The sequence below is a fragment of the Mycobacterium sp. ZZG genome, assembly GCF_054786995.1.
Window position 1 is genome coordinate 142,495 of record NZ_JBTBFV010000001.1, and the last position, 24,595, is coordinate 167,089.

The 24,595-nt window shown below is 67.5% G+C and carries 17 protein-coding genes; 11 read left to right on the plus strand and 6 right to left on the minus strand.

Annotated features, from left to right (window positions below; translation table 11 throughout):
- Position 1: 1 nt before the first annotated feature.
- Positions 2 to 1,030, minus strand: coding sequence for an iron ABC transporter substrate-binding protein (locus ACXMYJ_RS00760; protein WP_260752704.1), 1,029 nt, complete (start codon positions 1,028 to 1,030; stop codon positions 2 to 4).
- Between the two features lie 308 nt (positions 1,031 to 1,338).
- Here ACXMYJ_RS00760 and ACXMYJ_RS00765 point away from each other — a divergent pair, with 308 nt between their 5' ends.
- The 6 genes from ACXMYJ_RS00765 to ACXMYJ_RS00790 all read left to right on the plus strand — a co-directional run bounded on the left by ACXMYJ_RS00765 (position 1,339) and on the right by ACXMYJ_RS00790 (position 10,273).
- Entirely contained in the window at positions 1,339 to 2,694 is a 1,356-nt protein-coding gene (locus ACXMYJ_RS00765; protein WP_443187290.1) for a hemolysin family protein, read from the plus strand.
- On the plus strand, positions 2,687 to 3,754 hold the full coding sequence (locus ACXMYJ_RS00770; protein WP_260752702.1) for a hemolysin family protein: 1,068 nt from the start codon (positions 2,687 to 2,689) through the stop codon (positions 3,752 to 3,754). Before ACXMYJ_RS00765 ends, ACXMYJ_RS00770 begins: the two co-directional genes overlap by 8 nt.
- Positions 3,732 to 4,622, plus strand: a complete 891-nt coding sequence (locus ACXMYJ_RS00775) for a 3-methyladenine DNA glycosylase (RefSeq protein WP_460353252.1) — start codon at positions 3,732 to 3,734, stop codon at positions 4,620 to 4,622. The genes ACXMYJ_RS00770 and ACXMYJ_RS00775 overlap by 23 nt, the downstream gene beginning before the upstream one ends.
- 90 nt (positions 4,623 to 4,712) lie before the next feature.
- Positions 4,713 to 6,917, plus strand: coding sequence for a malate synthase G (locus ACXMYJ_RS00780; protein ID WP_460353255.1), 2,205 nt, complete (start codon positions 4,713 to 4,715; stop codon positions 6,915 to 6,917).
- Between the two features lie 67 nt (positions 6,918 to 6,984).
- Positions 6,985 to 8,841 carry a vWA domain-containing protein gene (locus ACXMYJ_RS00785; RefSeq protein WP_460353257.1) on the plus strand — a complete coding sequence of 619 codons (1,857 nt, stop codon included), beginning with the start codon at positions 6,985 to 6,987 and terminating at the stop codon, positions 8,839 to 8,841.
- Between the two features lie 244 nt (positions 8,842 to 9,085).
- Positions 9,086 to 10,273 (plus strand): alkane 1-monooxygenase, encoded by a 1,188-nt coding sequence (locus ACXMYJ_RS00790; RefSeq protein WP_460353260.1) that lies wholly within the window; start codon positions 9,086 to 9,088, stop codon positions 10,271 to 10,273.
- On the opposite strand, the gene ACXMYJ_RS00795 is transcribed toward ACXMYJ_RS00790, so the two are convergent.
- The gene (locus ACXMYJ_RS00795) at positions 10,253 to 11,110 is read right to left on the minus strand and encodes an SDR family NAD(P)-dependent oxidoreductase (RefSeq protein WP_460353262.1); all 858 of its coding nucleotides are present in this window, start codon (positions 11,108 to 11,110) and stop codon (positions 10,253 to 10,255) included. The two genes, ACXMYJ_RS00790 and ACXMYJ_RS00795, sit on opposite strands and share 21 nt — an antisense overlap.
- Positions 11,111 to 11,142: 32 nt before the next feature.
- On the minus strand, positions 11,143 to 12,345 hold the full coding sequence (locus tag ACXMYJ_RS00800) for a PE-PPE domain-containing protein (protein WP_460353265.1): 1,203 nt from the start codon (positions 12,343 to 12,345) through the stop codon (positions 11,143 to 11,145).
- 852 nt (positions 12,346 to 13,197) lie between these two features.
- Here ACXMYJ_RS00800 and ACXMYJ_RS00805 point away from each other — a divergent pair.
- From ACXMYJ_RS00805 to ACXMYJ_RS00825, 5 genes are all read left to right on the plus strand, one after another.
- Positions 13,198 to 14,451: a PE-PPE domain-containing protein gene (locus tag ACXMYJ_RS00805; protein ID WP_460353267.1), complete on the plus strand. Its 1,254-nt coding sequence runs from the start codon at positions 13,198 to 13,200 to the stop codon at positions 14,449 to 14,451.
- A 166-nt stretch (positions 14,452 to 14,617) separates the two neighbouring features.
- The gene (locus tag ACXMYJ_RS00810; RefSeq protein ID WP_460353270.1) at positions 14,618 to 16,096 is read left to right on the plus strand and encodes a flavin-containing monooxygenase; all 1,479 of its coding nucleotides are present in this window, start codon (positions 14,618 to 14,620) and stop codon (positions 16,094 to 16,096) included.
- A gap of 59 nt (positions 16,097 to 16,155) precedes the next feature.
- Positions 16,156 to 16,821, plus strand: coding sequence for a cutinase family protein (locus ACXMYJ_RS00815; protein ID WP_260752693.1), 666 nt, complete (start codon positions 16,156 to 16,158; stop codon positions 16,819 to 16,821).
- 195 nt (positions 16,822 to 17,016) lie between these two features.
- Positions 17,017 to 18,270, plus strand: a complete 1,254-nt coding sequence (locus ACXMYJ_RS00820) for a PE-PPE domain-containing protein (RefSeq protein ID WP_460353272.1) — start codon at positions 17,017 to 17,019, stop codon at positions 18,268 to 18,270.
- 44 nt (positions 18,271 to 18,314) lie between these two features.
- The gene (locus tag ACXMYJ_RS00825) at positions 18,315 to 19,136 is read left to right on the plus strand and encodes a class I SAM-dependent methyltransferase (protein WP_260752691.1); all 822 of its coding nucleotides are present in this window, start codon (positions 18,315 to 18,317) and stop codon (positions 19,134 to 19,136) included.
- Here the strand turns inward: ACXMYJ_RS00825 and ACXMYJ_RS00830 are convergent.
- Genes ACXMYJ_RS00830 through ACXMYJ_RS00840 form a run of 3 tightly spaced genes read right to left on the minus strand, consistent with a single transcriptional unit; the run spans position 19,133 to position 24,356 of the window.
- On the minus strand, positions 19,133 to 20,497 hold the full coding sequence (locus ACXMYJ_RS00830; protein ID WP_460353274.1) for a cytochrome P450: 1,365 nt from the start codon (positions 20,495 to 20,497) through the stop codon (positions 19,133 to 19,135). The two genes, ACXMYJ_RS00825 and ACXMYJ_RS00830, sit on opposite strands and share 4 nt — an antisense overlap.
- Before the next feature lie 36 nt (positions 20,498 to 20,533).
- Positions 20,534 to 22,018, minus strand: coding sequence for a flavin-containing monooxygenase (locus ACXMYJ_RS00835; RefSeq protein ID WP_460353277.1), 1,485 nt, complete (start codon positions 22,016 to 22,018; stop codon positions 20,534 to 20,536).
- A gap of 34 nt (positions 22,019 to 22,052) precedes the next feature.
- The gene (locus ACXMYJ_RS00840) at positions 22,053 to 24,356 is read right to left on the minus strand and encodes a PE-PPE domain-containing protein (protein ID WP_260752688.1); all 2,304 of its coding nucleotides are present in this window, start codon (positions 24,354 to 24,356) and stop codon (positions 22,053 to 22,055) included.
- Positions 24,357 to 24,595 lie beyond the last annotated feature (239 nt).

Below are 24,595 nucleotides of genomic sequence, written 5' to 3' on the forward strand. Positions count from 1 at the left end.
GTCAGTTCGTCAGGAGGCCGGTGTTCACCAGCAACTCCTGCGTCGCCTCGATGTCGTCGAGTTGCGACAGGTCCACCGCCGGCGGCTTCAGATCGGCCAGCGGGGGCATCTCAGATGATGGCGCCACCGACGCGATGAGCGGGTATTCGGCGGTCTCCTGGGCGAAGTACTTCTGCGCCGACTCGCCGACCAGGTAGGCCGCGAACTGCTGCGCACCGGCGGGGTTGGGCGCCGCCTTGAGCACACCCACCCCGGCGACGTTGATCAGGCCGCCGGGATCGCCGGGGGCCATGAACTTGTTCTCGGCCACCACGGCGTCGGGGCCCTTGGAGTGGATCAGCTCGTAAAGGTAGTAGTGATTGACCAGGCCGAGCGGAACCTGGCCGGAATCCACCGCATCCCGGACCGCGACGTTGTTCTCGAAGGCCTGCGGATCCTGGGCCTTGAATGCCCGCAGCCACTGCTCGGCACCGTCGTCACCGCGCAGCACACGCAGGCCGGTCACGAACGCCTGCCAGGACGCGTTGCTCGGGGCGAACCCGATCTTGCCCTTCCACTCCGGGGCCAGCAGTGCGTCGATGGTGTCCGGCGGGTTGGGCGCCAGCGTCGGGTTGTAGACGATGACGCGGGCACGCCCGGACACGCCCACCCAGGTGCCGTCGGCGGCGGAGAACTCGCCGGGCACGGCCGCCAGTGTCTCGGCATCGATCGGCGCGAGCAGGCCGGCCTTCGACACCGCGCCCAGCGCGCCGGCGTCCTGGGACAGAAAGACATCGGCCGGCGACTTGTCGCCCTCGGTGATCAACTGGGCGGCCATCTCCCCCGAACCGGCGTACCTGGCCTCGACCTCGATACCGGTGTCGGCGGTGAACTGCTCCATCAGCGGTGCGACGAGTTCCTCGCTGCGGCCCGAGTACACGACGATCTTGTCGGAGTCCTCGCCCTGGGGCTGTGAGCTGCACGCACTGAACGCAAGCATCGCGGCCACCACTGCGAGCGCGCCTGCCAACCGGGTGAACGACATCGACATTAGGTTCGCCTTTCCAATCTTTGGTAGAAAGTACCACTGGCTCCGAATTAGCCCGGCTAACGAATAGGGAGCGTGGGCGCGCGCCCGGATTCCGCTAGCATGTGTTGACATTCAGCAGAATTCGCGCAACGCATGCACTGCGCGTCAGCCATCTCAGACGAAAGGGACCAGGTGCCGCAGGCACTGGATGGAGGTCCATCCGAGCCGGCCACATTCGCCGGACAACCCGACCTCGACCCGTGCGAGGCAGAGCCCTCCTCTAGTCGGCCGGGCCTCGGACCCGGCTGCAGGCGCTGCGGGGCATCGCGATGAACGTTGCCACTTCGCTGCTCTCTCTGTTCGCGTTCGTGCTGCTCACCGCCGGTACGGCGGTTTTCGTCGCCGCCGAGTTCTCGTTGACCGCGCTGGAACGCAGCACCGTCGAGGCCAACGCACGCTCCGGCGACCGTCGCGACCAGTTGGTGCGCCGTGCCCACCGCACCCTCTCGACACAGCTCTCCGGTGCGCAGGTGGGAATCTCCATCACCACGCTGGCCACCGGTTTCCTGGCCGAACCCGTTGTCGCACGGCTGATCCACCCCGGGCTCGCCGCCATCGGTATCCCCGAGCGGTTCGTCGGCGGCCTGGCGCTCGCCCTGGCGATCCTGATCGCGACCTCGATCTCGATGGTGTTCGGTGAGCTGGTCCCGAAGAATCTCGCGGTGGCCCGCCCGGTGCCGACCGCACGCTGGTCGGCACCCCTGCAGCTGGCGTTCTCGTTCCTGGCCACGCCGCTGATCAAGCTGACCAACGGCACCGCGAACTGGATCCTGCGCCGGCTCGGCATCGAACCGGCCGAGGAACTTCGGTCCGCACGCTCACCGCAGGAGCTCGTCTCGCTGGTGCGGTCGTCGGCCGAGAGCGGAGCGCTGGATCCGGTGACCGCAGTGCTGGTGGACCGCTCTCTGCAGTTCGGGAACCGGTCCGCCGAGGAGCTGATGACACCGCGCTCCAAGATCGACACCCTCGACGCCGACGCCACCGTGGTCGACCTCAGCGAGGCCGCGGTCAGAACCGGCCACTCCCGGTTCCCCGTCATCCGCGGTGACCTCGACGAGACCATCGGCGTAGTGCACGTCAAGCAGGTGTTCGCCGTGCCCGCCGCGGCACGCGCAACCACCCGGCTGTCGGCGCTGGCGCAGCCCGTCACCAAGGTGCCGTCGACGCTGGACGGTGATGCGGTGATGTCGGAGGTGCGGGCCAACGGGTTGCAGACGGCGCTGGTGGTCGACGAGTACGGCGGCACCGCCGGGATGGTGACGGTCGAGGACCTGATCGAGGAGATCGTCGGTGACGTGCGCGACGAGCACGATGTCGAACCCCCCGACGTGGTGCAGGCGGGCCGCGGCTGGCAGGTGTCGGCGTTGCTGCGCATCGACGAGGTGGCCAAGGGCACCGCGTTCCGGGCGCCCGAGGGTGATTACGAGACCATCGGCGGGCTGGTGCTGGAGAAGCTCGGCCACATCCCCGAGGAGGGCGAGTCGGTCGAGCTGACCGCGTTCGACCCGGACGGAGCGCTGGAGGATCCGGTGCGGTGGCTTGCCACGGTGGTGAAGATGGACGGGCGCCGCATCGACCAGCTGCGCCTGACCGAACTCGGCCGCAAGGAGCCCGCCGATGGGTGACATCTTCGGTGTGCTGCTGACCTTCGTCCTGCTCGCGGCGAACGCGTTCTTCGTCGCCTCGGAGTTCTCACTGATCTCGGCCCGCCGCGACCGGTTGGAGGCGCTGGCCGAACAGGGCAAGCGCAGCGCGGTGACCGTCATCAGGGCCGGCGAGCATCTGTCGCTGATGCTCGCGGGCTCCCAACTCGGGATCACGATCTGCTCGATCCTGCTCGGCCGGGTCGCCGAACCCGCGGTGGCCCATCTGCTGGAGATGCCGTTCGCGCTGCTCGGCATTCCCGATCCCGTGCTGCACACGGTGTCGTTCCTGGTGGCGCTGACCATCGTGGTGACGCTGCACGTGCTGCTCGGCGAGATGGTGCCGAAGAACATCGCGATCGCCGGTCCCGAGTCCACCGCGATGCTGCTGATCCCGGTGTACCTGGTGTACATGCGCCTGGCCCGGCCGTTCATCGCGTTCTACAACTGGTGCGCCAACACGACCCTGCGCCTGTTCGGGGTCGAACCCAAAGACGAGCTCGACGTCACCGTCTCCACCGTCGAGTTGTCCGAGATGATCGCCGAGTCGCTGTCGGAGGGGCTGCTCGACCCGGAGGAGCACACCCGGCTCACCCGTGCGCTGCAGATCCGCAACCGGGCGGTCAACGACGTCGCGATACCGCTGCATGAGATCCGCGCCGTCCCGGTGGCCAGTGAGGGCGCGGGACCGACGGTCGCCGCGCTGGAGGAGGCACTCAAGGAGACCGGCTACTCGCGGTTCCCCGTCACCGACACCGACGGCGCCTTCATCGGCTACGTGCACATCAAGGATGTGCTGCCGCTGATCATGGCCGACGGGGAGGCGGACAGCACCGCGGTGATCGAGACGTCGATGGTGCGGCCACTGCCGAAGGTGCCGGCGTCGCTGCCGCTGCCCGACGCCCTGACCCGGCTCCGGCGCACCAACAGCCATCTCGCGCTGGTCACCGCCGCCGACGGCGCCGCGACCGCGATGGTGGCGCTGGAGGACCTGGTCGAGGACCTGGTGGGAACCGTCCGTGACAGCACGCACCGCATCTGACACCCGTCTGTCCGAGGCTGCCTGGATCCCATGCGCGGCCGCGCACGCCCGCCGCGCCGACGACATCCTGGCGCCTCACCTGCGGCGCCGCCGTACCGGGCAGGCCCATCCGGTCTACGACTTCCTGTTCACCTACTACAGCGTGCGTCCGCCGCGGCTGCGGATGTGGCATCCCGGGTTCGGGGTGGTCTTGGACGGACCCGAGGCCGACCGCTATCTCGGCAGAACCGGCTATGTGCGCCACGACGGCGGGGTGACCGTCGGACGCGACCATCTCCACCGCCGTAGCGGCACGGTGAGGTTCATCGCGGATCTGCTGGCGGCCACCGCGGCGCGGCCGCCCCGGTTCAACTGCTTCGGGCTGCACGAATGGGCGATGGTCTACCGGGCCGCCGAGGTCCGCCACGACCGGGTCCCGCTGCGTCTTTCGGCAGCCGGCACCGACGCAGTGGTCGAGTCGATGCCGTTGCGCTGCAGCCACTTCGACGCGTACCGCTTCTTCACCGAACCCGCCGCGGGTCGCAACGCCCGGCACCTGACCCGCGACACGCAGATCGCCACCGAGCAGCCGGGCTGCGTGCATGCCGGCATGGATCTGTACAAGTGGGCGGTCAAATTGGGCCCGCTGATCGAAGCGGGGCTGGTGCTCGACTGTCTCGAGCTGGCCATCGACGCGCGGGTGCTCGACATGCGGGCCAGCCCCTATGATCTGCGCGCGTACGGCTTCGACCCGATCGAGGTCGAGACACCGGGCGGCAGAGGCGAATACGCGCGCGCACAGGAGGAGATCAGTACGCGGGCCGCACCACTGCGGTCCCGGCTGCTGGACCGCGCCCGGGTGCTGCAGGACCGTGCCACCGGGGCATAGGCCCTGTTACCGGTGGGTAAGCTGAACCGTCGACACCGACAGACACTGCCAACGGCGGGACGCAGGCCCGCGTCAAGCGAGGGAGGAATCATGACCGATCGCGTGACGGTGGGTAATTTGCGCGTCGCCCCCGTGCTGTACGACTTCATCAACAACGAGGCGCTGCCCGGAACCGGCATCGACCCGGACACCTTCTGGTCCGGCGTCGACAAGGTGGTGGCGGATCTGACTCCGCGCAACCAGGAGCTGCTGGCCCGCCGTGATGATCTGCAGGCGCAGATCGACCGTTGGCACCGTGCCCGGGTGATCGGCGGATTCGAGCCCGAGGACTACAAGCAGTTCCTCACCGACATCGGTTACCTGGAGCCCGAGCCGGGCGACTTCGCCATCGCCACCGCCGGCGTCGACGACGAGATCACCACCACTGCGGGTCCGCAGCTGGTGGTGCCGATCCTCAACGCCCGCTTCGCGCTGAACGCCGCCAATGCGCGTTGGGGTTCGTTGTACGACGCGCTGTACGGCACCGACGTGATCTCCGAGGAGGGCGGTGCCGAACCGGGTACGAGCTACAACCCGGTGCGCGGCGACAAGGTCATCGCCTACGCCCGCACGTTCCTCGACGGTGCGGCCCCGCTCGCGTCGGGCTCGTGGACCGACATCACCGGGCTCACGCTCGACGACGGTCACCTGGCCGCCACGCTGGACGACGGTGGGTCGGTCGCGCTCAAGGATCCCGCGCAGTTCGTCGGATACCTCGGCGCGGCCGATGCGCCGACCTCGGTGCTGCTGGCCAACCACGGCCTGCACATCGAGATCCTGATCGACGCCGATTCCCCGATCGGCTCGACTGACAAGGCCGGTATCAAGGACGTCGTGCTGGAGTCGGCGATCACCACGATCATGGACTTCGAAGACTCGGTCGCTGCGGTCGACGCCGACGACAAGGTGCTCGGCTACCGCAACTGGCTCGGCCTGAACCGCGGCGACCTCGCCGAGGAGGTCAGCAAGGGCGGCAAGACGTTCACCCGGGTGCTCAATCCGGACCGCACCTTCACCACCCCGGACGGGTCGGGTGAGCTCACCCTGCCGGGCCGCAGCCTGCTGTTCGTGCGCAACGTCGGCCACCTGATGACCAACGACGCGATCGTGTTCGACGCCGACGGGCAGGACGGCGCAGAGGTGCCCGAGGGGATCCAGGATGCGCTGTTCACCAGCCTCATCGGCATCCACGGCCTGCGCACCGGCGACAACAACGGCCCGCTGGTCAACAGCCGGACCGGTTCGGTCTACATCGTCAAACCCAAGATGCACGGCCCGGAAGAGGTGGCCTTCACCTGCGAGCTGTTCAGCCGCGTCGAGGATGTGCTCGGCCTGCCGCCCAACACCCTCAAGGTCGGCATCATGGACGAGGAGCGGCGCACCACGCTCAACCTCAAGGCCTGCATCAAGGCCGCCGCCGACCGGGTCGTGTTCATCAACACCGGCTTCCTGGACCGCACCGGCGACGAGATCCACACCTCGATGGACGCCGGGCCGATGATCCGCAAGGGCGCGATGAAGTCCACCGAGTGGATCACCGCCTACGAGAACCAGAACGTCGACATCGGCCTGGAGACCGGGTTCTCCGGCAAGGCCCAGATCGGCAAGGGCATGTGGGCGATGACCGACCTGATGGCCGACATGGTGGAGCAGAAGATCGGCCAGCCCAAGGCGGGCGCCACGACCGCGTGGGTGCCCTCACCGACGGCGGCCACCCTGCACGCCATGCACTACCACCAGGTGGACGTGTTCGCGGTGCAGCGCGAACTCGCCGGCGAGCGCCGCAGCACGGTCGACGAGCTGCTGACCATCCCGCTGGCCAAGGAACTGGCGTGGGAGTCCGACGAGATCCGCGAAGAGGTCGACAACAACTGCCAGTCGATCCTCGGGTATGTCGTGCGTTGGATCGACGCCGGTGTCGGCTGCTCCAAGGTGCCCGACATCCACGACGTCGCACTCATGGAGGACCGCGCCACACTGCGCATCTCCAGCCAGCTGCTGGCCAACTGGCTGCGCCACGGTGTGATCACCGCCGACGACGTCAAGGCCAGCCTGCGCCGGATGGCGGCCGTCGTCGACGAGCAGAACGCCAAGGACCCCGATTTCCGGCCCATGGCAACCGATCCCGACAACAACATCGCATTCCAGGCCGCCCAGGAACTGATCCTGTCCGGCGCCGAGCAGCCCAACGGCTACACCGAACCAATCCTGCATCGCCGGCGCAGGGAGTACAAGGCAGCTAGTAACGTTGGCTGACGCAGGACAGCCCACCCCGACCGGTTACCGAACAAGGACGTGAGCAGCGTGTGCAGCGAAGGCTGGCATGGGCCGGCATAGCCTCCCCGATCCGGACGACTCGCGCGGCGGGTCCGAGCCTGACACCGCGGGTGAGGCGGCCTCGTCGAGCGGCGGTGCGCAGTACAGCGGTGACTGGCAGGGCGGCGAATGGACGGGCAGTCACCGCGCGGTGACGCCCGGCCGGCGCGGCGTCAGCATGGGTGTGATCGTCGCGCTGGTGGCGGTGGTCGTCGTGGTCGCCGCGGTCATCCTGTGGCGCTTCGTCGGCGATTCGCTGTCCGGTCGCTCCGATGAGGCGGCCGCCCGGTGCGTCGCGGGCGAGGTCGCGGTCGCGGTGGTCGCCGATCCGGCGATCGCCGGGCCGGTCGGTGCGCTCGCCGAGCGATACAACGAGACGGCCGACCCTGTCGGGGACCGGTGCGTCAAGATCGGCGTCAAGTCCGCCGACTCCGATCAGGTGGTCAACGGTTTCGCCGAACAGTGGCCGGCCGACCTGGGTGAGCGACCTGCGTTGTGGGTCCCGGCCAGTTCGGTGTCGGCGGCCCTGCTGGAGGCCGCGACGGGCGCCGAGACCGTCAGCGACAGCCGCTCCCTGGTCACCTCCCCCGTCGTGCTCGCCGTCGCTCCTGCGCTCAAAGCCGCTCTCGGTCAACAGAACTGGGGAACCCTGCCAAGGCTGCAGACTGATCCGGCCGCACTGGACGGTCTCGGCCTGACCGGCTGGGGCGGGCTGCGGCTGGCCTTGCCGCTCGAGGCGGACAGCGACGCGTCCTACCTGGCCGCGGAGGCGATCGCCGCCGCCGCGGCGCCCTCGGGCGCCAGCGCAAGCGCGGGCCTGGGGGCGGTCAGCACCGTGATGTCCCGCGCGCCCGACTTGGCCGACCGCACCGCAGACACCGCGCTCGACGCCCTCGTCAACGCCCCGGATCCCGCCGCGGCGCCCGTGCACGCGGTGGCCACCACCGAACAGCGGGTGTTCCAACGCGGTGCGTCGCTCACCGACGCCAAGAACAAGCTGACCGCGTGGATCCCGCCGGGGCCGACCCCGACCGCCGACTTCCCGACCGTGCTGCTGGCCGGGGACTGGCTGTCCCAGGAGCAGGTCACCGCGGCCAGCGAGTTCGCGCGGTTCATGCGCAAACCCGAGCAGCTCACCGACCTGGCCAACGCCGGGTTCCGGGTCGAGGGCACCGCCCCTCCGGCCAGCGATGTCGTTGACTTCGCGCCGGTGTCAGCGCCGCTGCAGGTCGGCGATGACGCGCTGCGCACCACGATCGCCGAGACGCTGACCACCCCGTTACAGAGCCCGACCGTCACGGTGATGCTGGACCAGTCGATGCCGACCGACGAGGGCGGCTCGCCGCGCCTGCGCAACGTCGTCAACGCGCTCAAAGCCCGGCTGGCGGTGCTCCCGCCCGATTCGGCTGTGGGGCTGTGGACGTTCGACGGTGTACAGGGGCGCCCGGAGGTCGACCTCGGACCCCTGGCCGACCAGGTCGACGGAACCCCGCGTGCTGACGCGCTCACCGCAGCACTGGACGCGCAGAATCCTTCCGGAGGCGGTGCGGTGTCGTTCACCACCCTGCGGCTGGTCTACGCCGACGCATTGTCGAAATACCGGGAAGGGCAGAAGAACTCGGTCCTGGTCATCACCGCGGGCCCCCACACCGACCAATCGCTGGGTCCCGCGGGCCTGCAGGACTACATCCGGGGGGCGTTCAACCCGGATCGTCCGGTGGCGGTCAACATCATCGACTTCGGTGACGATGCCGACCGGCCCACCTGGGAGTCGGTCGCGCAGATCACCGGCGGCAGCTATCAGCTCCTCGGTTCGTCGGACTCCCCCGAACTCGCCGCCGCGATCTCGTCGATGATGTCCTGAACGCCCACGATCGGCAGCTTTGCTGCACTGCGGCGGGGCGGCCACCGGAAACGCGCGTGGCCGGAGGTCTCCGTGTGTCGGCCAGCAATCGGTACCATGGGACCTGCCTGACAGCGCGCCGAGGGCTTGCTTCGCTCACACGATTGCCCCTGGCTTGCTCCAATGGTATGACGACGTTACCCAATCGTCGCTCGCCGTTGCGATGATCAGGAGACCGTCGGCTAAGAGGAGGAATCTTCGGGCAATGCCGATCCAGCAGCGCACTCAGGTACGGAAAGGTCTGGTGTCGGAGGTTGCTCCAGCCTGGCGGGACCGCAAGCGGTACGTCTGGCTGCTCGGCCTGGTGATTCCGACGCTGGTGCCGATGTCCTGGGCCGCCGCGACACTGACCGGGTGGGGCGGGTTCTGGTGGTCCGGCCCGGCGTTGATGATGGTGGTGATACCGGCGCTCGATTTCCTGGTCGGGCCGGACTCCGACAATCCGCCCGACAGCGCGCTGACGCATCTGGAGAACGACCGCTTCTACCGCTGGGCCACCTATCTCTACCTGCCCGCCCAGTACCTGTCCCTGGCACTGGCCTGCTGGCTGTGGAGCGCTGAAGCCGCCACGATGAGCCTGCCCGACAAGATCGGCCTGATGCTCACTGTCGGTGGCATCGGCGGCGTCGCCATCAACATCGCCCACGAACTCGGCCATCAGCGGGCGCGGTCGGAACGCTGGCTCAGCAAGGTGGCGCTGGCCCAGACCGGCTACGGGCACTTCTTCGTCGAGCACAACCGCGGCCACCACGCCCGCGTCGCCACCCCGGAGGATCCGGCCAGCTCGCGCCTCGGCGAGACCCTGTATGCGTTTCTGTTCCGGTCCATCCTGGGCAGCCTGCGCTCGGCGTGGTCGCTCGAGCGGCGCAGACTGGCCCGGCGCGGAAAGTCGGCGTGGAGCCTGCGCAACGACGCGCTGAACTCCTGGGCGATGACCGCGGCGCTGTTCGCGGTGCTGGTCGCCGTGTTCGGGGTGCAGGTCCTGCCGTGGTTGCTTGGCCAGGCGGTGATCGGGCTCTGCCTGCTGGAGTCGATCAACTACCTGGAGCACTACGGACTGCGGCGGCAACGCCGTCCCGACGGCAGCTACCAGCAGGTCCGCCCGGCGCACAGCTGGAACAGCAACTCGGTGATCTCCAACGTGTTCCTCTTCCATCTGCAGCGCCACTCCGACCATCACGCCAATCCGCATCGGCGGTATCAGGCGCTCTGCCACGCCGACGAGGCTCCCCAACTGCCGTCCGGCTACGCCACGATGGTGCTGCTGGCGCTCGTCCCGCCGTTGTGGCGGCGGGTGATGGACCGGCGGGTGGTCGCGCACTACGGCGGCGAGGTCCGGCTGGCGGCGCTGAGTCCGCGCAAGGAACGGGCGTTACTGCGGCGGTACGGCTGACTGCACCTCGCGGGTGCGTTTGAGCGCGACCGCGGCGGTGCGCATCGACAGCCCCGGTGACAGTCGCTCCAGATACCACAGCGCCTTCCACCATCGCGGCACCACGATGATGGCCTCGTTGCGCAGCACGGCGCGCAGGGCCCTGTCCGCGAACACATCGGCGTCCATCGGGCGCAGCGCCTCGCCGAGCTTGACGAGGTTCTCACGGCTGACACTCGTGTTGCGGCCGTAGGCCCCGCCGGACAGGATCGGCGTCCGCACCACACCGGGGCACAGGACCGACACGCGCACGCCGTGCGTGGCGGCTTCCACCCGCATGGTCTTCGACAACGCCACGACGGCATGCTTGGTCGCCGAGTAGCCGGCCTGCGCGGAGGTGGTGACCAGTCCGGCCATTGACGCGGTGTTGATGATGTGGCCGCTGCCCTGCTTGATCATGATCGGATAGGCAGCCTGGACACCGTGGATCACGCCGCGCAGGTTCACGTCGATGATGTCGGTCCAGTCGTCGAGGGTGAGGGTGTCGACCTCGCCGCCGATGCCGATACCGGCGTTGTTGAACAGATAGTCGATGCGGCCGGCGGAGTCGACGGTGCTGCCGACCGCTGCGCCGAACGCCGCCGGGTCGCGCACGTCGAGTTCGACCGCGTGCACCGGCGCGCCGACTCCCTGCAGCTGTTGTGCGAGGCTCTGCGCGGCCTGGTACTGACGGTCTGCGATCCACACCTGCGCGCCGGCCCCGGCGAGCTTGGCGGTGAGCGCGGCACCGATCCCTGATGCGCCGCCGGTGATGAAGGCGACTTTCCCGGACAGTCGTGCTGCGTCTACGGATGCCACCCGGGAAGGATAGCGGCCGCGCCGTACCCGGCTCAGGCCTCGCCGCCGCTCCCGTCGCCGGAATCACTGCCCTTCGGGCCCGAATCGCTGTCATCCGCGGCGTCGTCGGACTCGCCGGTCCCGGAGTCGGCCTCGGTGTCGGCGGCGGTGTCCTCGTCTACCGATGCCGACGGGTCGGCGTCGTCGGCGCCGGTCTCGTCGACGCCGGTCTCGTCGACGACTGCGTCCTCGTCCCGGTCGCCGGAGTCGCGCTCGGCCGTGTCGTCCTCGTCCGTGTCGCCGGTGCCGTTCACATGACCCACCGCGGTGACCTCGGCTGCGGCGTCGGTGACCTCGTCAGCGGCGTCGTCGGCCGTCCGGTCGCCGGTGGCCGCCGCGTCGACGGCGGCGCGTGCGGCCTGCTGCCCGCCCTGCGGCTCGCGGCCCTCCAGCCAGGTGCGGTCGTAGGCCTGGTCGATGATCGCGCGCAGCGGCTCCTCCCAGCTCTCGACGAGCCAGCCGAGGCCGAAATCGCGGAAACCCTGCAGCAGCGGCAGATTCTTGGTCGGCACGTGGACGTAGGTGGTGTTGCCCTCGGTCCACACGATGTTGTCGGGATCGTCGAGATCGACCTCGTCGTAAGCCATGTGGACGTAATCGAAGGCCGCGATCGCGTTGGCGAGGGCCAGCAGGTTGAACGGGTTGGCCGGGAAGTCGGCGATCGGGTCGTATTCGCGGGCGATGTCGACCACGGCGTAGTCGGTGTCGGTGGGCGTGAGCAGCGCATCGCCGTACCACCAACCGTTGAGCCCGCCGTACTTGCGCCCGCCGTTACCGATCAGGACGAACGACAGATCGTCCGGCGCCGGCGTCGCGGTACTGCCCTCGTGGTCGCGGCCGTGGTTCTTGAGCCACACCGAGGCCACCCTCGCGCCTCCGCTGAACGCGTAGACGATCTTGTCCTCGGGCGCCCCGGGGTCCGACGGCAGATTCTTGATCGCGAAATCGAGGGCTCGCACGTTTTCGGTGACCCCCAGCTCGATCGTCCCGAGCGGCAGGATCCACTGGTAGTTCACCGCATTGCAGACCTTGGGTTCCTCGCAGAGAACGCCGCCGAGGTTGTCGTCCATCGCCCACGGGGTCGGACCGTGATGCAGCACGGTGGCCGGACCGTCCGGGACGATCTGGGCTGCCGCGGCGACCGAACCACCGAATGCCAGCGGGAACGCAGCAAACGGCAGGGCAGCCGCGGTCATTGCAACCTTCGTCGCTCGATTCAAGAGAGTGCCTTCCTCGTGGACCATGGGTGAGCCGTGTTCCGGTGGCGCCCGCTACAGCCGGCCGTCGCGACTGCCGATCTGCTTGACCCCCGTCAAACGAAGAGCACTGTACCGGAGCCGGGCGCCGTCAGCGACCGCTGTAGCAAACTTGATCAAGTGCACGGGCAGACGGGTGTGGCATGCACGGCCATCGCCGTGCATCGCACGCATCCTGACCTGGTGCTTTAGCCGTCACAAGCGGATGGCAGGCCTTACGGCGCATACCGGCCGATTTCAGGCGTACAGCTGCTGATCGCTTTGCCGCGGACGGGGTTGGCGCATCCGGTAGGCGGACCGCGGGTGGCGCGCCCGTTATCACAGCATGGACACGTCGCCAGCGGGGGGTTACGTCGCGGGCCGTCAGGTCTGCTCACTGTCGATCTTGTGCTGATGAGGTTGGTACAGACCAACTAATTTTTTTAGCGGGCCGGTGGCCAGCTACGAGCGGATTGCAAATATTGACGCGCTATGCAGCATCAATTTACGTCAATGTAATTTTGTCTGGCATCGGCCCAAGTAGGCACATTTAGTACCTAAATCTGCACGTCAAACCCCGGGCTGGGCACACGTAGGTGAGACGCGGCCTTTCGCCGGTGGCGGTTAAATGAGATTCTCTACCATTGTAGAGAATGCATAACAGCGAATAACAGCAATATAAAGCAATTTTGCTACATCTACGTCAATTAGAAATATGCAGATTTTGCTGCGCAAAGGTTGACGGAAGCGCAATATGCTTCTGTCGCGTCTGAGACGGCGGATCACGTCATCGCTACACATCGGGGAGATCACATGCGTAAAGGCTTTCGTAGGGCGGGAGTAGCAGCCGGCACCGCCTTTGCTTCGGTGGCGCTGGCGCTGTCCACCGCCGCGGCGGGCACGAGCAGCCCGTCAGGGCTTGTCGTCGGCGGTCTGGCAACACCGTCAATGCACGATCTCGTGATGGCTCAGATCCTCAAGGACGAGCTGCACGGGATGGAGCGGGTCAGCATCGGGTGGCCCGCGGAGGCGAAGCCCTATACGGGCAGCACCTATACCCTGGGGCAGTCGATCAACATCGGCATCACCAACCTGCAGGCGGCGATCGGCACCGCCGTCGGCAAGCTCGAACGGGACGCCGACGGCAACCTGCTGCCCAAGGAGCAGGTCAAGATCGTCGGTCTGTCCGCCGGCTCGCTGGTGGTGACCGAGGTGCTGCGGCAGCTGGCGCAGGATCCCAACGCGCCGCAGGCCGACGAGCTCACCTTCATCGTGGTCGCCGACTCCAGCCGGCAGAAGCTGATCAACAAGGCGCGCTACAACAGCCGGTACGACTACACCTACCAACCGGCGCCGGATTCGCAGTACGAGGTCAAGGTGGTCACCGGGGAGTACGACGGCCTGGCCGACCTGCCGGACCGGTGGTGGAACTTCCTGGCGGTCGCCAACGCCATCGCCGGCGGCATCTTCGTGCACGTGCCGATGATGTTCGCCGACCTCAAGGACGAGTACATCACCAGCGTCGAGTACAACGACGCGGGCGGCAAGGTGACGAACTACCTGGTGCCGACCGCCAAGTTGCCGCTGGTTCAGCTGCTGCCGTTCCTCGCGCCGCGAGAGGCCGAGCTGAAGGCCAAGATCGACAAGGGCTACAGCCGCAACGACGTCGTGGACACCAGCGTGGCCCGCGTGGCATTCAACACGGCGCCGGTCACCGAGGACGACGTCGTCGACGCCACTCCCGCCGAGGAGGCCGAGGACGTCACCGAGGCCGCCGAGCCGGTGGAGGCGGTCGAGGACAGCGATGGCGCCAAGGACACGACCGGTGTCAAGGACGACGTCGAGGACCTCGGCGCCGTCGACGACGACACCGAGACGAGCACGGACGACGAGGCCGCCGCGGCCGAGGCCGACGAGGACGCCGAGACGCCCGAGGCCGCGAAGGACGACGATGAGGCCGGTGAATCCGAGGACTCCGCGGACTCCGCAGACTCCTCGGACTCCGACTCGTCGGCGGATTCGTCGTCCGGTGATTCTGGGTCGTCTGACTCCGGCTCCTCGGAGTAGCCTCCCCGAAACTCGAGGCCGCCGACGTCTCGGACGCCCGCCCGGAGCCCCGGCACACGCCGGGGCTTCGTGGTGTGCCGAGGGCGACCGACAAGCGCTCCCGACGCCGGCGGCCTAAGATCCACTGGTCGGGGGCTTGATTTGCTGTGAGGTAGCGTTGATGGCCATGGATGCGCAATACGACGCGATCGTCGTAGGAGCTGGATTCGGCGGCATGGGCGCCGCGATCCAGCTCAGGAAAATGGGTTACGACAACATCCTGATCGTCGACCGTGAGGACGATCTGGGGGGAACATGGCACGTCAACCACTATCCGGGGCTGGCTGTCGACATCCCGTCGGCGACCTATTCGTACTGGTTCGAGCCCAATCCGAAGTGGTCCCGGCTCTACGCTCCCGGAAGTGAGCTCAAGGCCTACGCCGAGCATGTTGCCGACAAGTACGACGTGCGCCGGCACATGCGGTTCAACAGCCCCGTCGACGGCGCGCGCTGGGACGAGGACGCCAAGCAGTGGCAGGTGACGCTGTCGAACGGCGAGACGCTGACGTCGCGATTCCTGATCACCGCCACCGGTTACCTGTCGCAGCCCCGCACCCCCGACATCCCCGGTATCGAGGACTTCGCGGGCCGCATCGTGCACAGCATGGACTGGGATGACGACTACTCCCCCGCCGGTGAGCGCATCGGACTGATCGGTACCGGCGCCACCGCCGTCCAGCTGATCCCCGAGCTGTCCAAGTCAGCCGCCGAGCTCACCGTGTACCAACGCACGCCGATCCATGTGGTGCCCAAGTTCGACTTCCCGATCCCGCCGTTGGTGCGCCGGCTGTTCACCCGGATTCCGCTGCTGCAGCGCGCCTTCCGGTTCACCACCGACGCGAATCTCGAAGTGATGATGATCCTGTCGGTGCTGAACTACAAGTACTTCCGCCAGCTCAACGTCGGCGCCTCCTATCTCTCGCAGGCCCTGCGGTTCGTGTCGATCCGGGACAAGGAGCTACGCACCAAGCTGACGCCGGATTACGACTTCGGATGCAAGCGGCCGACGTACTCGAACTCCTACTACCGCACGTTGGCCAAGCCGCACGTGCACCTGCAGACCTCCGGAATCGAGCGGGTGGAATCCGACGGCATCGTGGCCTGTGACGGCACCAAGAACGAGATCGACACCTTGGTGCTCTGTACCGGGTTCGATATCTGGGAGGCGAACATCCCGGCGATCGAGGTGATCGGCCGTGATGCCCGCAATCTCGGAAAATGGTGGCGCGACAACGGCTTCAAGACCTACCAGGGCGTCACGGTACCGGCCTTTCCGAACTTCCTGAGCCTGGCCGGACCCTACGCCACCAGCGGGTTGTCCTACTTCAACACCATGGAATACCAGATGCGCCACATGGATCGGCTCTTCGGTGAGCTGAAGCGGCGCGACGCGACGACGTTCGAGGTGACCGAGGACGCCACCACCCGGTTCAGCGAGCGGATGTCGAAGCTGTTGGGCAAGACGGTGTTCCGGCGGGGCGACTGCTCACGCTCGCGCTCCTACTACTTCAGCCCGAGTGGGGAGACGCTGGTTCGTCCCGCGTCGACCAACCAGACCAACCGCGAGAACGACAACTTCCCGTTCACCGACTACACCTTCGCCTGAACGCGCTGCTCAGAGGTGGTTCGGCCGGTGCACTCACAGCGATGTGACAGCATGGACACATGCAGGTGAGGCGCGTTCTCGGCAGTGTCGGTGCGGCAGTCGCGGTTTCGGCCGGGTTATGGCAGACCGGGGTCGCGGCGCCGACCGCGGCGGCGGACCCGTGTCCGGACATCGAGGTGATCTTCGCACGAGGAACCGGCGCCGAGCCCGGTCTCGGCTGGGTCGGCGACGCCTTCGTCAATGCGTTGCGGCCCAAGGTCGGCGGCAAGTCGGTGGGCGCATATGCGGTGAACTATCCGGCCGGTTTCGACTTCGATGAATCGGCGCCGCTCGGGGCAGCAGACGCGTCCGGCCGGGTGCAGTGGATGGCCGCCAACTGCCCCGATACCAAGCTGGTGCTGGGCGGCATGTCGCAGGGCGCCGGCGTCATCGATTTGATCACCGTCGACCCGCGGCCGCTGGGCCGGTTCACCCCCACGCCGATGCCGCCGCACGTCGCCGACCATGTCGCCGCCGTGGCCGTCTTCGGAAATCCGTTGCGCGACATCCGAGGTGGCGGTCCGTTGCCCGCCATGAGCGGCGCCTACGGGCCGAAGTCGATCGACCTGTGCAGCCTTGACGATCCATTCTGCTCGCGTGGATTCAACCTGCCGGCGCACTTCTCCTATGTCGATAACGGCATGGTCGAGGAGGCGGCGAACTTCGTCGCAGACCGGGTACGGTAGCGCGCACCGTTCCGGTAGCCAGCAAACGAAATTCACGTTTGCCGAAGGCGATGAGCGGTTACTCCTCGGTGACTGAACGGCCCAGGACACGATTCCCTGTGACGGTGCCACCAAATGCAGGTGATCATGACGCGGCACGCGTACGCTCAAGCCAATCAGCAAACGAATGGGATATGAGTGCTGGGGGGAGCGCCAATGACGACAAGTGGAGGGAACGGAACGGCTTGCGGAGGCGACGGGGACCGCGGGGGGCGGCGTCGGGCCAGATGGCTCGCGGCGGCCGCCGCCGCGGCGGCACCTGTTGTGGTACTCCACGCCGTCGGGTCGGCTCCGCAGGCCGCGGCTGAGTTCTCCTACCTGCCCGAGCAGGCGCGGGTGCTGACGCTGAGCCTGTTGCCCGGAGGCAATGACGATGACCTGCACGGCGAGGTCTGCGCCGCGCAGCGCTCCTGTTCGCCGGTGCCGTACCCGTACCTGCTCCGGTCACAGGGGGTGGATCGACTCGACACCGCGCTGCGCCAGCCGATGCCGGATCCCGGGCAATCGCGCCAGATCGTCTTCGGATACAGCCAGGGCGCCCGCGTGGCGGCGAACTGGATCGCTGAGTATGGCGGCACCGAGGGCGCGCCGAGCCCGGAGAATCTCAGCTTCGTGCTGATCGGCAATCCCGGCCGCAAACACGGTGGTGCGCACGTCGACTGGGGCCAGGTGGTCCCCGACAGCGAGTACGAGGTGCTCGACGTCGCGCGCCAGTACGATCTGGCGGCCGATTTCCCGGACAAGCTGAACTTGCTCGCATTGGCCAACGCGTTCGCCGGCTTTACGTTCGTTCACCCTAACTACGAGGAGGTCGACCTCTACGACCCGGCGAATTACGTTTGGCGCGAAGGCAGGACGACATACGTCTTCATCCCGACCGAGAATCTTCCCTTGCTCGAGCCGCTGCGCTGGATCGGTTTGATCAAGCTGGCCGACGCGCTCAACGGTCCGCTCAAGGAGATCGTCGAGTCCGCCTACGACCGGTCCTATCTGCCTGCGCAGCCGGGAATGCCCACCGAACCCGAGCCAGAACCTGAAACTGAACCTGAACCAGAGGATCCGCCGGCCGAGCCCGGCCCTGAAGAGCCGCCGGCGGAACCGGCCCCCGAGGGCGGCGCCGACACGGTCGATGCGGCCCGCACCGCACCGACGGCGCAGTTCGTGTCGACCGACGAGGACCGGGACGACCTCGGTCGGTCGGACGACCTGGGCGACGATGAACCGGCGGTGGAGGACGAAGAGATCGACGACACCGAGGCCGACGACACCGAAATCGCCGAAACTGAAATCGCCGAAACCGAAAACGACGACGCCGCCCCCGAGACGGACGACTCCTCGGCGGCGACGGCGGACGACAAGGATTCGGACGGGCAGAAGTCCGGCGGTGAGGACTCGGGCGGCAGCGAGTAGTCACCGATTGCCTGCCGTCCCGGTGGATGTGCTTGGCTGGCGGTATGGATGTCAGCGGGCTCACCTCGATCGAACAGACCGCGTTGCTCACCGAGTACTGCCGGGCAACCGACAGCAGAGCCGTCCATCCAATCCTCGGTGACCACCGGGCCGCGGCCACCGTGGCTCAGATCGACTATGACTTCACCACGCTGGCCGCCACACCGAGTGTGGTGCCGTTGGTGGCGTTGCGAGCCAAGATGCTCGACGAGCGCATCCGCGGCTTCATCGCCGAACATCCCGACGCCGTCGTCGTCGACCTGGGCGCCGGATTCAACAGCGCCGTGCTGCGCATCGATCCCCCGTCCGGCGTGGACTGGTACAGCGTCGACCTGCCCGCCGTGATCGCCACCCGTCAGGCACTGCTTCCCACTCACGACCATCCGGTGCCGGCGTCCCTGCTCGAACCGGGCTGGACCGACGCGATTCCCGCCGACCGGCCGACGATGGTGTTCGCCGACGGTCTGGTCGCGTTCCTCGACGAGTCGGACGTCATCGCGATACTGCGCCGCGTCACCGGCCATTTCGCTTCCGGCGTCATCGCTTTCAACGACTACGGGCCGGTCAGCAGGCTCAACCGGCTGGTCGGCAGGGTGGCCACCGCACGCAAGACGAACTCACCGCACGACCAGTGGAATTTCGCGGGCTTCAAGGACGCTCGGCGGCCCGAGAGCTGGAACCCCGACCTCGCCCTGCTGGAGGAAGCCAGCGTCATGCAGCGGCCCGAGGCGGCGCTGTTTCCGGGTGGCCTGCGGCTGGCGGGCCGGCTGTCGCACCGGGTGCCGGCGATCGCGCGCAAGGCGCGGATCCTGCAGTATCGCTTCTAGCTGCTCTCGGCGACCGACACGGAGTCCGCGTTGCGGGGCGCGGAGTTCTTGCGACGGTGCACAACCACGCGGCCGTTGCGCGCCGGTGTGACGGTGACACCGCGGCTGTGCGGCTTCTCGTCGGGTTCGGTGGTCGGCTCGATTGTGAACTCACGCAGCATCGCGCGCAGCGTCACTTCCATCTCCATGGTCGCGAAGGACGCCCCGATGCAGCGCATCATGCCGCCGCCGAACGGGATCCACGCGAACGGGTTCGGCGCCTTTCCGAGAAACCGGTCGGGGTCGAACTTCTCGGCATCAGGGAAGCTCGACTCGGCAGCCATCGCCAGCTGGGTACTCGCCAGAATCGTGTCCCCTTCGGGGATCACCCACTCCCCCAACTGGATCCGCGTCCGAGCCCGGCGCAGCGCGGCCGTCAGCACGGGACGGGTGCGCTGGGATTCGGCGATCGTCGCGAGCAACAGCTCGTTGCCGCCGGCGTCCACCTCCTCGGTGAGCCGCACCAGCAGCTCCGGGTGGCGGCGGATCCGCTCGATGGTCCAGGCCAGTTGCGTGGAGGTGGTCTCGTGCCCGGCGACCAGCATGGTGAGCAGCTCGTCGAGAATGTAGGAGTCCGGCATCGGTGAGCCGTCGTCGTAGCGGGCCTGCAGCAGCAGCGACAGCACGTCGTTGCGCTCGGTGAAGTTCGGGTCGGCACGCGCGTCGTCGAGCAGCGAGTTCAGCAGCTCGTCCATTCGCTTGCGGTAACCGGCGAACTTGCCGCCGGGGCTCCACGGACCGAAGTCGCGCCGCACGATGGACGGCATCAGCGCGATCTTGGAACCGAACTCGACGGCCTTGGGCATCAGCACGCGCAGTTCGTCGAGCTGCTCGCCCTCCGCGCCGAACACGGCGCGCAGAATGGTGTTGAGCGTGATGCGCATCATCGGCTCGAGCGTCTCGAACTCCACGCCCTCGGGCCACGTCCGGATCTCGCGGACGGCCTCTTCCTCGGTGATGCTCGCGTAGCCGCGCATGCTCTTGCCGTTGAACGGCGGGAGCAGCAGTTTGCGCCGCGCCTGCAGCTCATCGCCTTCGAGGTTGAAGATCGAACCGGGCCCCAGCACGTCGCCGCCCAGGTTGTTCTGCGGCCGGCCCACCAGGTCGCGGTGGGTGCTGAACAGGTCCTTGACCAGCACCGGGTCGCTGATGACCACCGTCTCGCCGAAGACCGGGATGTTCAGCGTGAAGGTCGGGCCGTACTTGCGGCCCAGCGCCGCGATCGCACCGTAGCGCTGGGTCAGCACGGCCGCGCCCTGGATCAGCTTGGGAATCCGCGGACCCGGCGGGAGCCGCACTGGATCGGTGGTGGCCGTCGCCATTCCGTCACCCCTTACCTCTGGTGAGCTAGTGAACTATCAGGCTATCGCGTAGTCGCTGAGCGGGAATCTCTCCTGCTCCTTGACCGCCTGACGGATGGACGTCGGCCGGAACAGCGGCGCCTCGCCGGAGCTGTTGAACCAGTAGGACCGCGAGTTCGTGCAGTCGCCGAGCCGGAACACCGAATCGTCGAGCAGAGTCAGCATGCGCTCGAGGAAACGGGCGTTGGCCTCCTCGGTGACCTCGAAGGTGCGGCCACCCCGGCGCTGCAGCTCGCCGAAGAGCCGCTTCATGTGGCGCATCTGGTACTCGACGGTGTCGAACCAGGACATGCCCACCCACGCGTACGGGCTGGCCTGGGTCACCAAGTTCGGGAACTGCGGCACCGTCATACCCTCGTAGGCCTGGAACCTGTTCTCGCGCCACCACTTCCCCAGATCACGGCCGTCCCGGCCGATCACCTCGATGGCGGGCAGGTTCGACTCCCACACATCGAACCCGGTGGCCAGCACCAACGTGTCGATGACGCGCTTGGTGCCGTCCCTGCCGACGATGCCGTCCGGTTCGATGTGGTCGATGCCGCCGGTCTCCAGGTGCACATGGGGTTTGGTGAACGTGCGGTAATAGACGTTCGACAGCGTGGGTCGCTTGCACCCGAAGTCGTAATCCGGTGTCAGCTTGCGTCGCAAATCCTTGTCGCGGATGGCCAGGAACCGGTGCAGCGCCCCGATCTTGGCGGCCGCGGTGTTGATCGGTCGCAGCTGACGGAACTTCCACATCGCCAGCGTGGTCATGATGTCCATGAACATGTCGCTGGAGAGCCGCACAAAACGTTGCGTCGCAGGGAACTTCGCGAAGATCCGCTGTGTCCGGGGACCGAACGACAGGTCGAACTTCGGCATCACCCAGATCGGTGTGCGCTGGTACACCGTCAGGTCGGCGACATCCTCGGCCAGCTTCGGGATGAGCTGCACGCCGGTCGAGCCGGTGCCGATGATCGCGGCCCGCTTGCCCCGCAGCGAATAGTCGTCGTCCCATTCCTGGGCGTGCAGCACCGTCCCGGCGAACGTGTCGATGCCGGGGATGTCCGGCTTCTTCGGCTGACACAGATAACCGGTCGCCAGCACCAGGAACTGCGACCGCAGGGTCTGACCGCCGGTCAACGACACCACCCATTCCTGGGCCTCGTCGTCCCAGCGGGCGCCGTCGACGACGGCGTTGAACCGCATGTACCGGCGCAGGTCGTACTTGTCGGCGACGTGCTCGGCGTAGGTCTTGAGTTCCGAGCCCGGCGCATACAGCCGCGACCAGTACGGGTTCGGTTCGAACCAGTACGAATAGGTGGTGGACGGGACGTCAACCGTCAGGCCTGGATAACGGTTGACGTGCCACGTCCCACCCAAGTCGTCCTCGCGGTCGAGGATCGCGATGTTGCGGTAACCCAGCTGGTTCAGCTGGATCGCCGCACCCATCCCGCCGAATCCTGCCCCGACGATGACGGCGTCAAACTGCTCCGTGCTCACTCCGGCGATACTACGTTCAACGCTTCAGGCTTTCCTATTCGCCTGAATCAGAGCCGCCGCTGCTCGCGCCGGCGCTCTCCTTGTTCGAGTCGGCGCCCGACGTGGACTCGTTCGAGGAGTCGGCAGTGTCGGTCTTGCGGTGCTTACCGCCGGTCGACGGCTTCTCGGAGTCCTCGGACACCGCGCCCTTGTCCTGGTCCTCGTCCGCGGCATCGGATTCGGCGTCGGACTCGGTCTCGGTGGGATCGCCCGCCTCGTCCTTACCCTCGTCAACCCCGGTGTCGGGCTTGGTCTCGGCCGGGGTTCCGGTCTCGGTCTTGCCCTCGTCCTCGGCCGCCGGCGTCTCGTCGGTGACCTCGTCGGCGGGCTGCTCCTGGCCGGCCTCGTCGCCGGACTTCTCGTCGACCGGGGCCGCTTCCTCCTCCTGCGGGGCGAGCTTGAACTTCTGGAGCAGGTCGTTGACCGCGGTGTTCACCACGCTGTCCTGCTCGGTGCCCTCCTCCGAGGCGGTGCCCTCGTCGGCGGTCTTGGTGGAGGAGGCCAGCAGCGCGGTGTCCTCGGCGCCCTCGGCGCTCGGGGCGTCCTGCTCCTCGCCGTTCTCCGGCGCATCGCTGAACGGCGTCGGGTCCCCGGGGTTCTCCGGGTCGCACGACGGGCACAGCAGCTTGACGAACGGCTTGATGAACGGGGTCACCAGCGTGTACGGGTAGCCCTTCCACAGGAAGCTGCCCGGTACGAACGGGTTGAAGTCCAGCCACAGCGCCTTGCCGAAGCGGACCACCGATTCCACCACCTCGGTGAACGTGATCGGCTCGGGACGGTTCTGCTCCGGCGGCGCGAACAGGTAGTTCAGCGTGTTGTACACCGGATCCCACGGGTTGAGCTGGACGGCCTCGCCGGACCACGGCACCGGGGCGCCCGTCTGGCCCGGGATCTCCTCGCCCGCAGCGCCCTCTTCCTCGCTGACGGGATTGTTCAGCTCGGGGAACTTGTAACCGTTGACCAGGTCCCAGATCGGGGCCAGGAACATCTTGCTCAGGATGGAGTTCGCGTCTTTGCAGGTGGGCGGCGCGGTGCCGGTGCAGCCGGCGTCCATCGGCAGGTTGGCCTTGGCCCACCACGACACGTGCTCGCCGAGCGCGTTCGACAGCGGCTTGAACGGGATCAGCAGGTTGGTGACCGCGGTGATCTTCGGCGGGTCGGCCGGGTCGTAGCCGAGCACGTTGGTGGGCGTGTAGACCCACCAGCTGCCGGTCACCTCGAGTGCGTGCGACAGGTCGTTGAGCCCGTCGAGGTAGGCCCGCGGCACGCTGATCAGCGCGTTGAACAGGTTCGGCAGCACGTTCTGCCACGCCGCGTTCTCCAGATTCGGCGCGGTGATCGGGGTGTACGACTGATCCTTCTCGATGTCACAGCCGTCGGTGTTGTAGCCCGAGCAGGCCTCGCCCGGGCCGGTCGGGATCGCCGCGGCGACCGGCTGCACCGGGTTGGCGTCGTCCTCGTCGTCCGACTCGCCGATGACCTCGGCGTCCGCCAGGTAGTCTCGCTTGTAGGCCTTGTCGATGATCGCCCGCAGCGGTGCTTCCAGCTGGTCGGCCAGCGCGCCCATCCCCCAGGTGCGCAGCCCCGCCAGCAGCGGCAGTTGGGCGGTGGGGATGAAGACGTAGGTGGTGTTGCCCTCGGTCCAGACATAGTTGCCCGGCGCGTTGAGGTCGGCCTCGGAGTACTTCATGTGCACGTTGCCGAACGCCGAGATGGCGTTGGCCAGCGCGAGCAGGTTGAACGGGTTGTCCGGGAAGTCGGCGATCGGGTCGTACTCCCGCGCCACGTCGGTCACCGAGAACGGGGTGTCGGTGGGGGTCATCAGCGAGTCGCGGTAGAACCAGCCGTTGATGCCGCCGTACTTTCGCCCGCCGTTGCCGACGAGCAGGACCGACAGTTCCTCGGGCGAGATCGCGGTGGAGTCGGCGTTGTCCTCCAGCCACTTGGAGACCACGCGTGCGCCGCCGCTGAACCCGTAGGCGACCTTGTTGCCCTCGGTGTTGTTCAGCGCGAAGTTCATCGTCTTGACGTTCTCGGCCAGCCCCGGCTCGAACGTCCCGAGCGGCATCACGTACTGGTAGTACACCTCGCGGCACTCGCGCTCCAGCTCGCAGATGATCCCGCCGAAGTTGGTCGGTGTGGACCACGGGGTCGGACCGGTGTGCAGGACGGTGGCCGGACCGGGGGGCAGCTCGACGGCCGCAGCGGCGGCCGTGGGCAGCGGTCCGGCAACGGTGAGCGGCAGCATCATGAACGGCAGAGCCGCCGTCAGCGCCGTCTTCGTCGCTCGATTCACTAACGTCCCTTTCCTGAGGTGCAGATGATCCCGCCCGGAAAGGGCGGGATCACGCAGTTGGCATCGTGCGGGGACGCGCGCCGACCAATACGCCCCCGGTGCCCTCGCAAAACGGCGCCACCTGGGCAATCACCGGCGACGCACGTCGCGTGTGACCGGCCCCCGGGGGCGTCGATCTGTCAAAGCTGCACGGTAGGCACGATCCCTGACGAAGGGAGAATACCCCAAAGGTCTCGATT

Bases quoted from the DNA above. Each gene is read 5' to 3' on its own strand.
- ACXMYJ_RS00760 (WP_260752704.1), bottom strand. From the start codon at position 1,030: ATGTCGATGTCGTTCACCCGGTTGGCAGGCGCGCTCGCAGTGGTGGCC.
- ACXMYJ_RS00765 (WP_443187290.1), top strand. From the start codon at position 1,339: ATGAACGTTGCCACTTCGCTGCTCTCTCTGTTCGCGTTCGTGCTGCTC.
- ACXMYJ_RS00770 (WP_260752702.1), top strand. From the start codon at position 2,687: ATGGGTGACATCTTCGGTGTGCTGCTGACCTTCGTCCTGCTCGCGGCG.
- ACXMYJ_RS00780 (WP_460353255.1), top strand. From the start codon at position 4,713: ATGACCGATCGCGTGACGGTGGGTAATTTGCGCGTCGCCCCCGTGCTG.
- ACXMYJ_RS00785 (WP_460353257.1), top strand. From the start codon at position 6,985: ATGGGCCGGCATAGCCTCCCCGATCCGGACGACTCGCGCGGCGGGTCC.
- ACXMYJ_RS00790 (WP_460353260.1), top strand. From the start codon at position 9,086: ATGCCGATCCAGCAGCGCACTCAGGTACGGAAAGGTCTGGTGTCGGAG.
- ACXMYJ_RS00800 (WP_460353265.1), bottom strand. From the start codon at position 12,345: ATGACCGCGGCTGCCCTGCCGTTTGCTGCGTTCCCGCTGGCATTCGGT.
- ACXMYJ_RS00805 (WP_460353267.1), top strand. From the start codon at position 13,198: ATGCGTAAAGGCTTTCGTAGGGCGGGAGTAGCAGCCGGCACCGCCTTT.
- ACXMYJ_RS00810 (WP_460353270.1), top strand. From the start codon at position 14,618: ATGGATGCGCAATACGACGCGATCGTCGTAGGAGCTGGATTCGGCGGC.
- ACXMYJ_RS00815 (WP_260752693.1), top strand. From the start codon at position 16,156: ATGCAGGTGAGGCGCGTTCTCGGCAGTGTCGGTGCGGCAGTCGCGGTT.
- ACXMYJ_RS00820 (WP_460353272.1), top strand. From the start codon at position 17,017: ATGACGACAAGTGGAGGGAACGGAACGGCTTGCGGAGGCGACGGGGAC.
- ACXMYJ_RS00825 (WP_260752691.1), top strand. From the start codon at position 18,315: ATGGATGTCAGCGGGCTCACCTCGATCGAACAGACCGCGTTGCTCACC.
- ACXMYJ_RS00830 (WP_460353274.1), bottom strand. From the start codon at position 20,497: ATGGCGACGGCCACCACCGATCCAGTGCGGCTCCCGCCGGGTCCGCGG.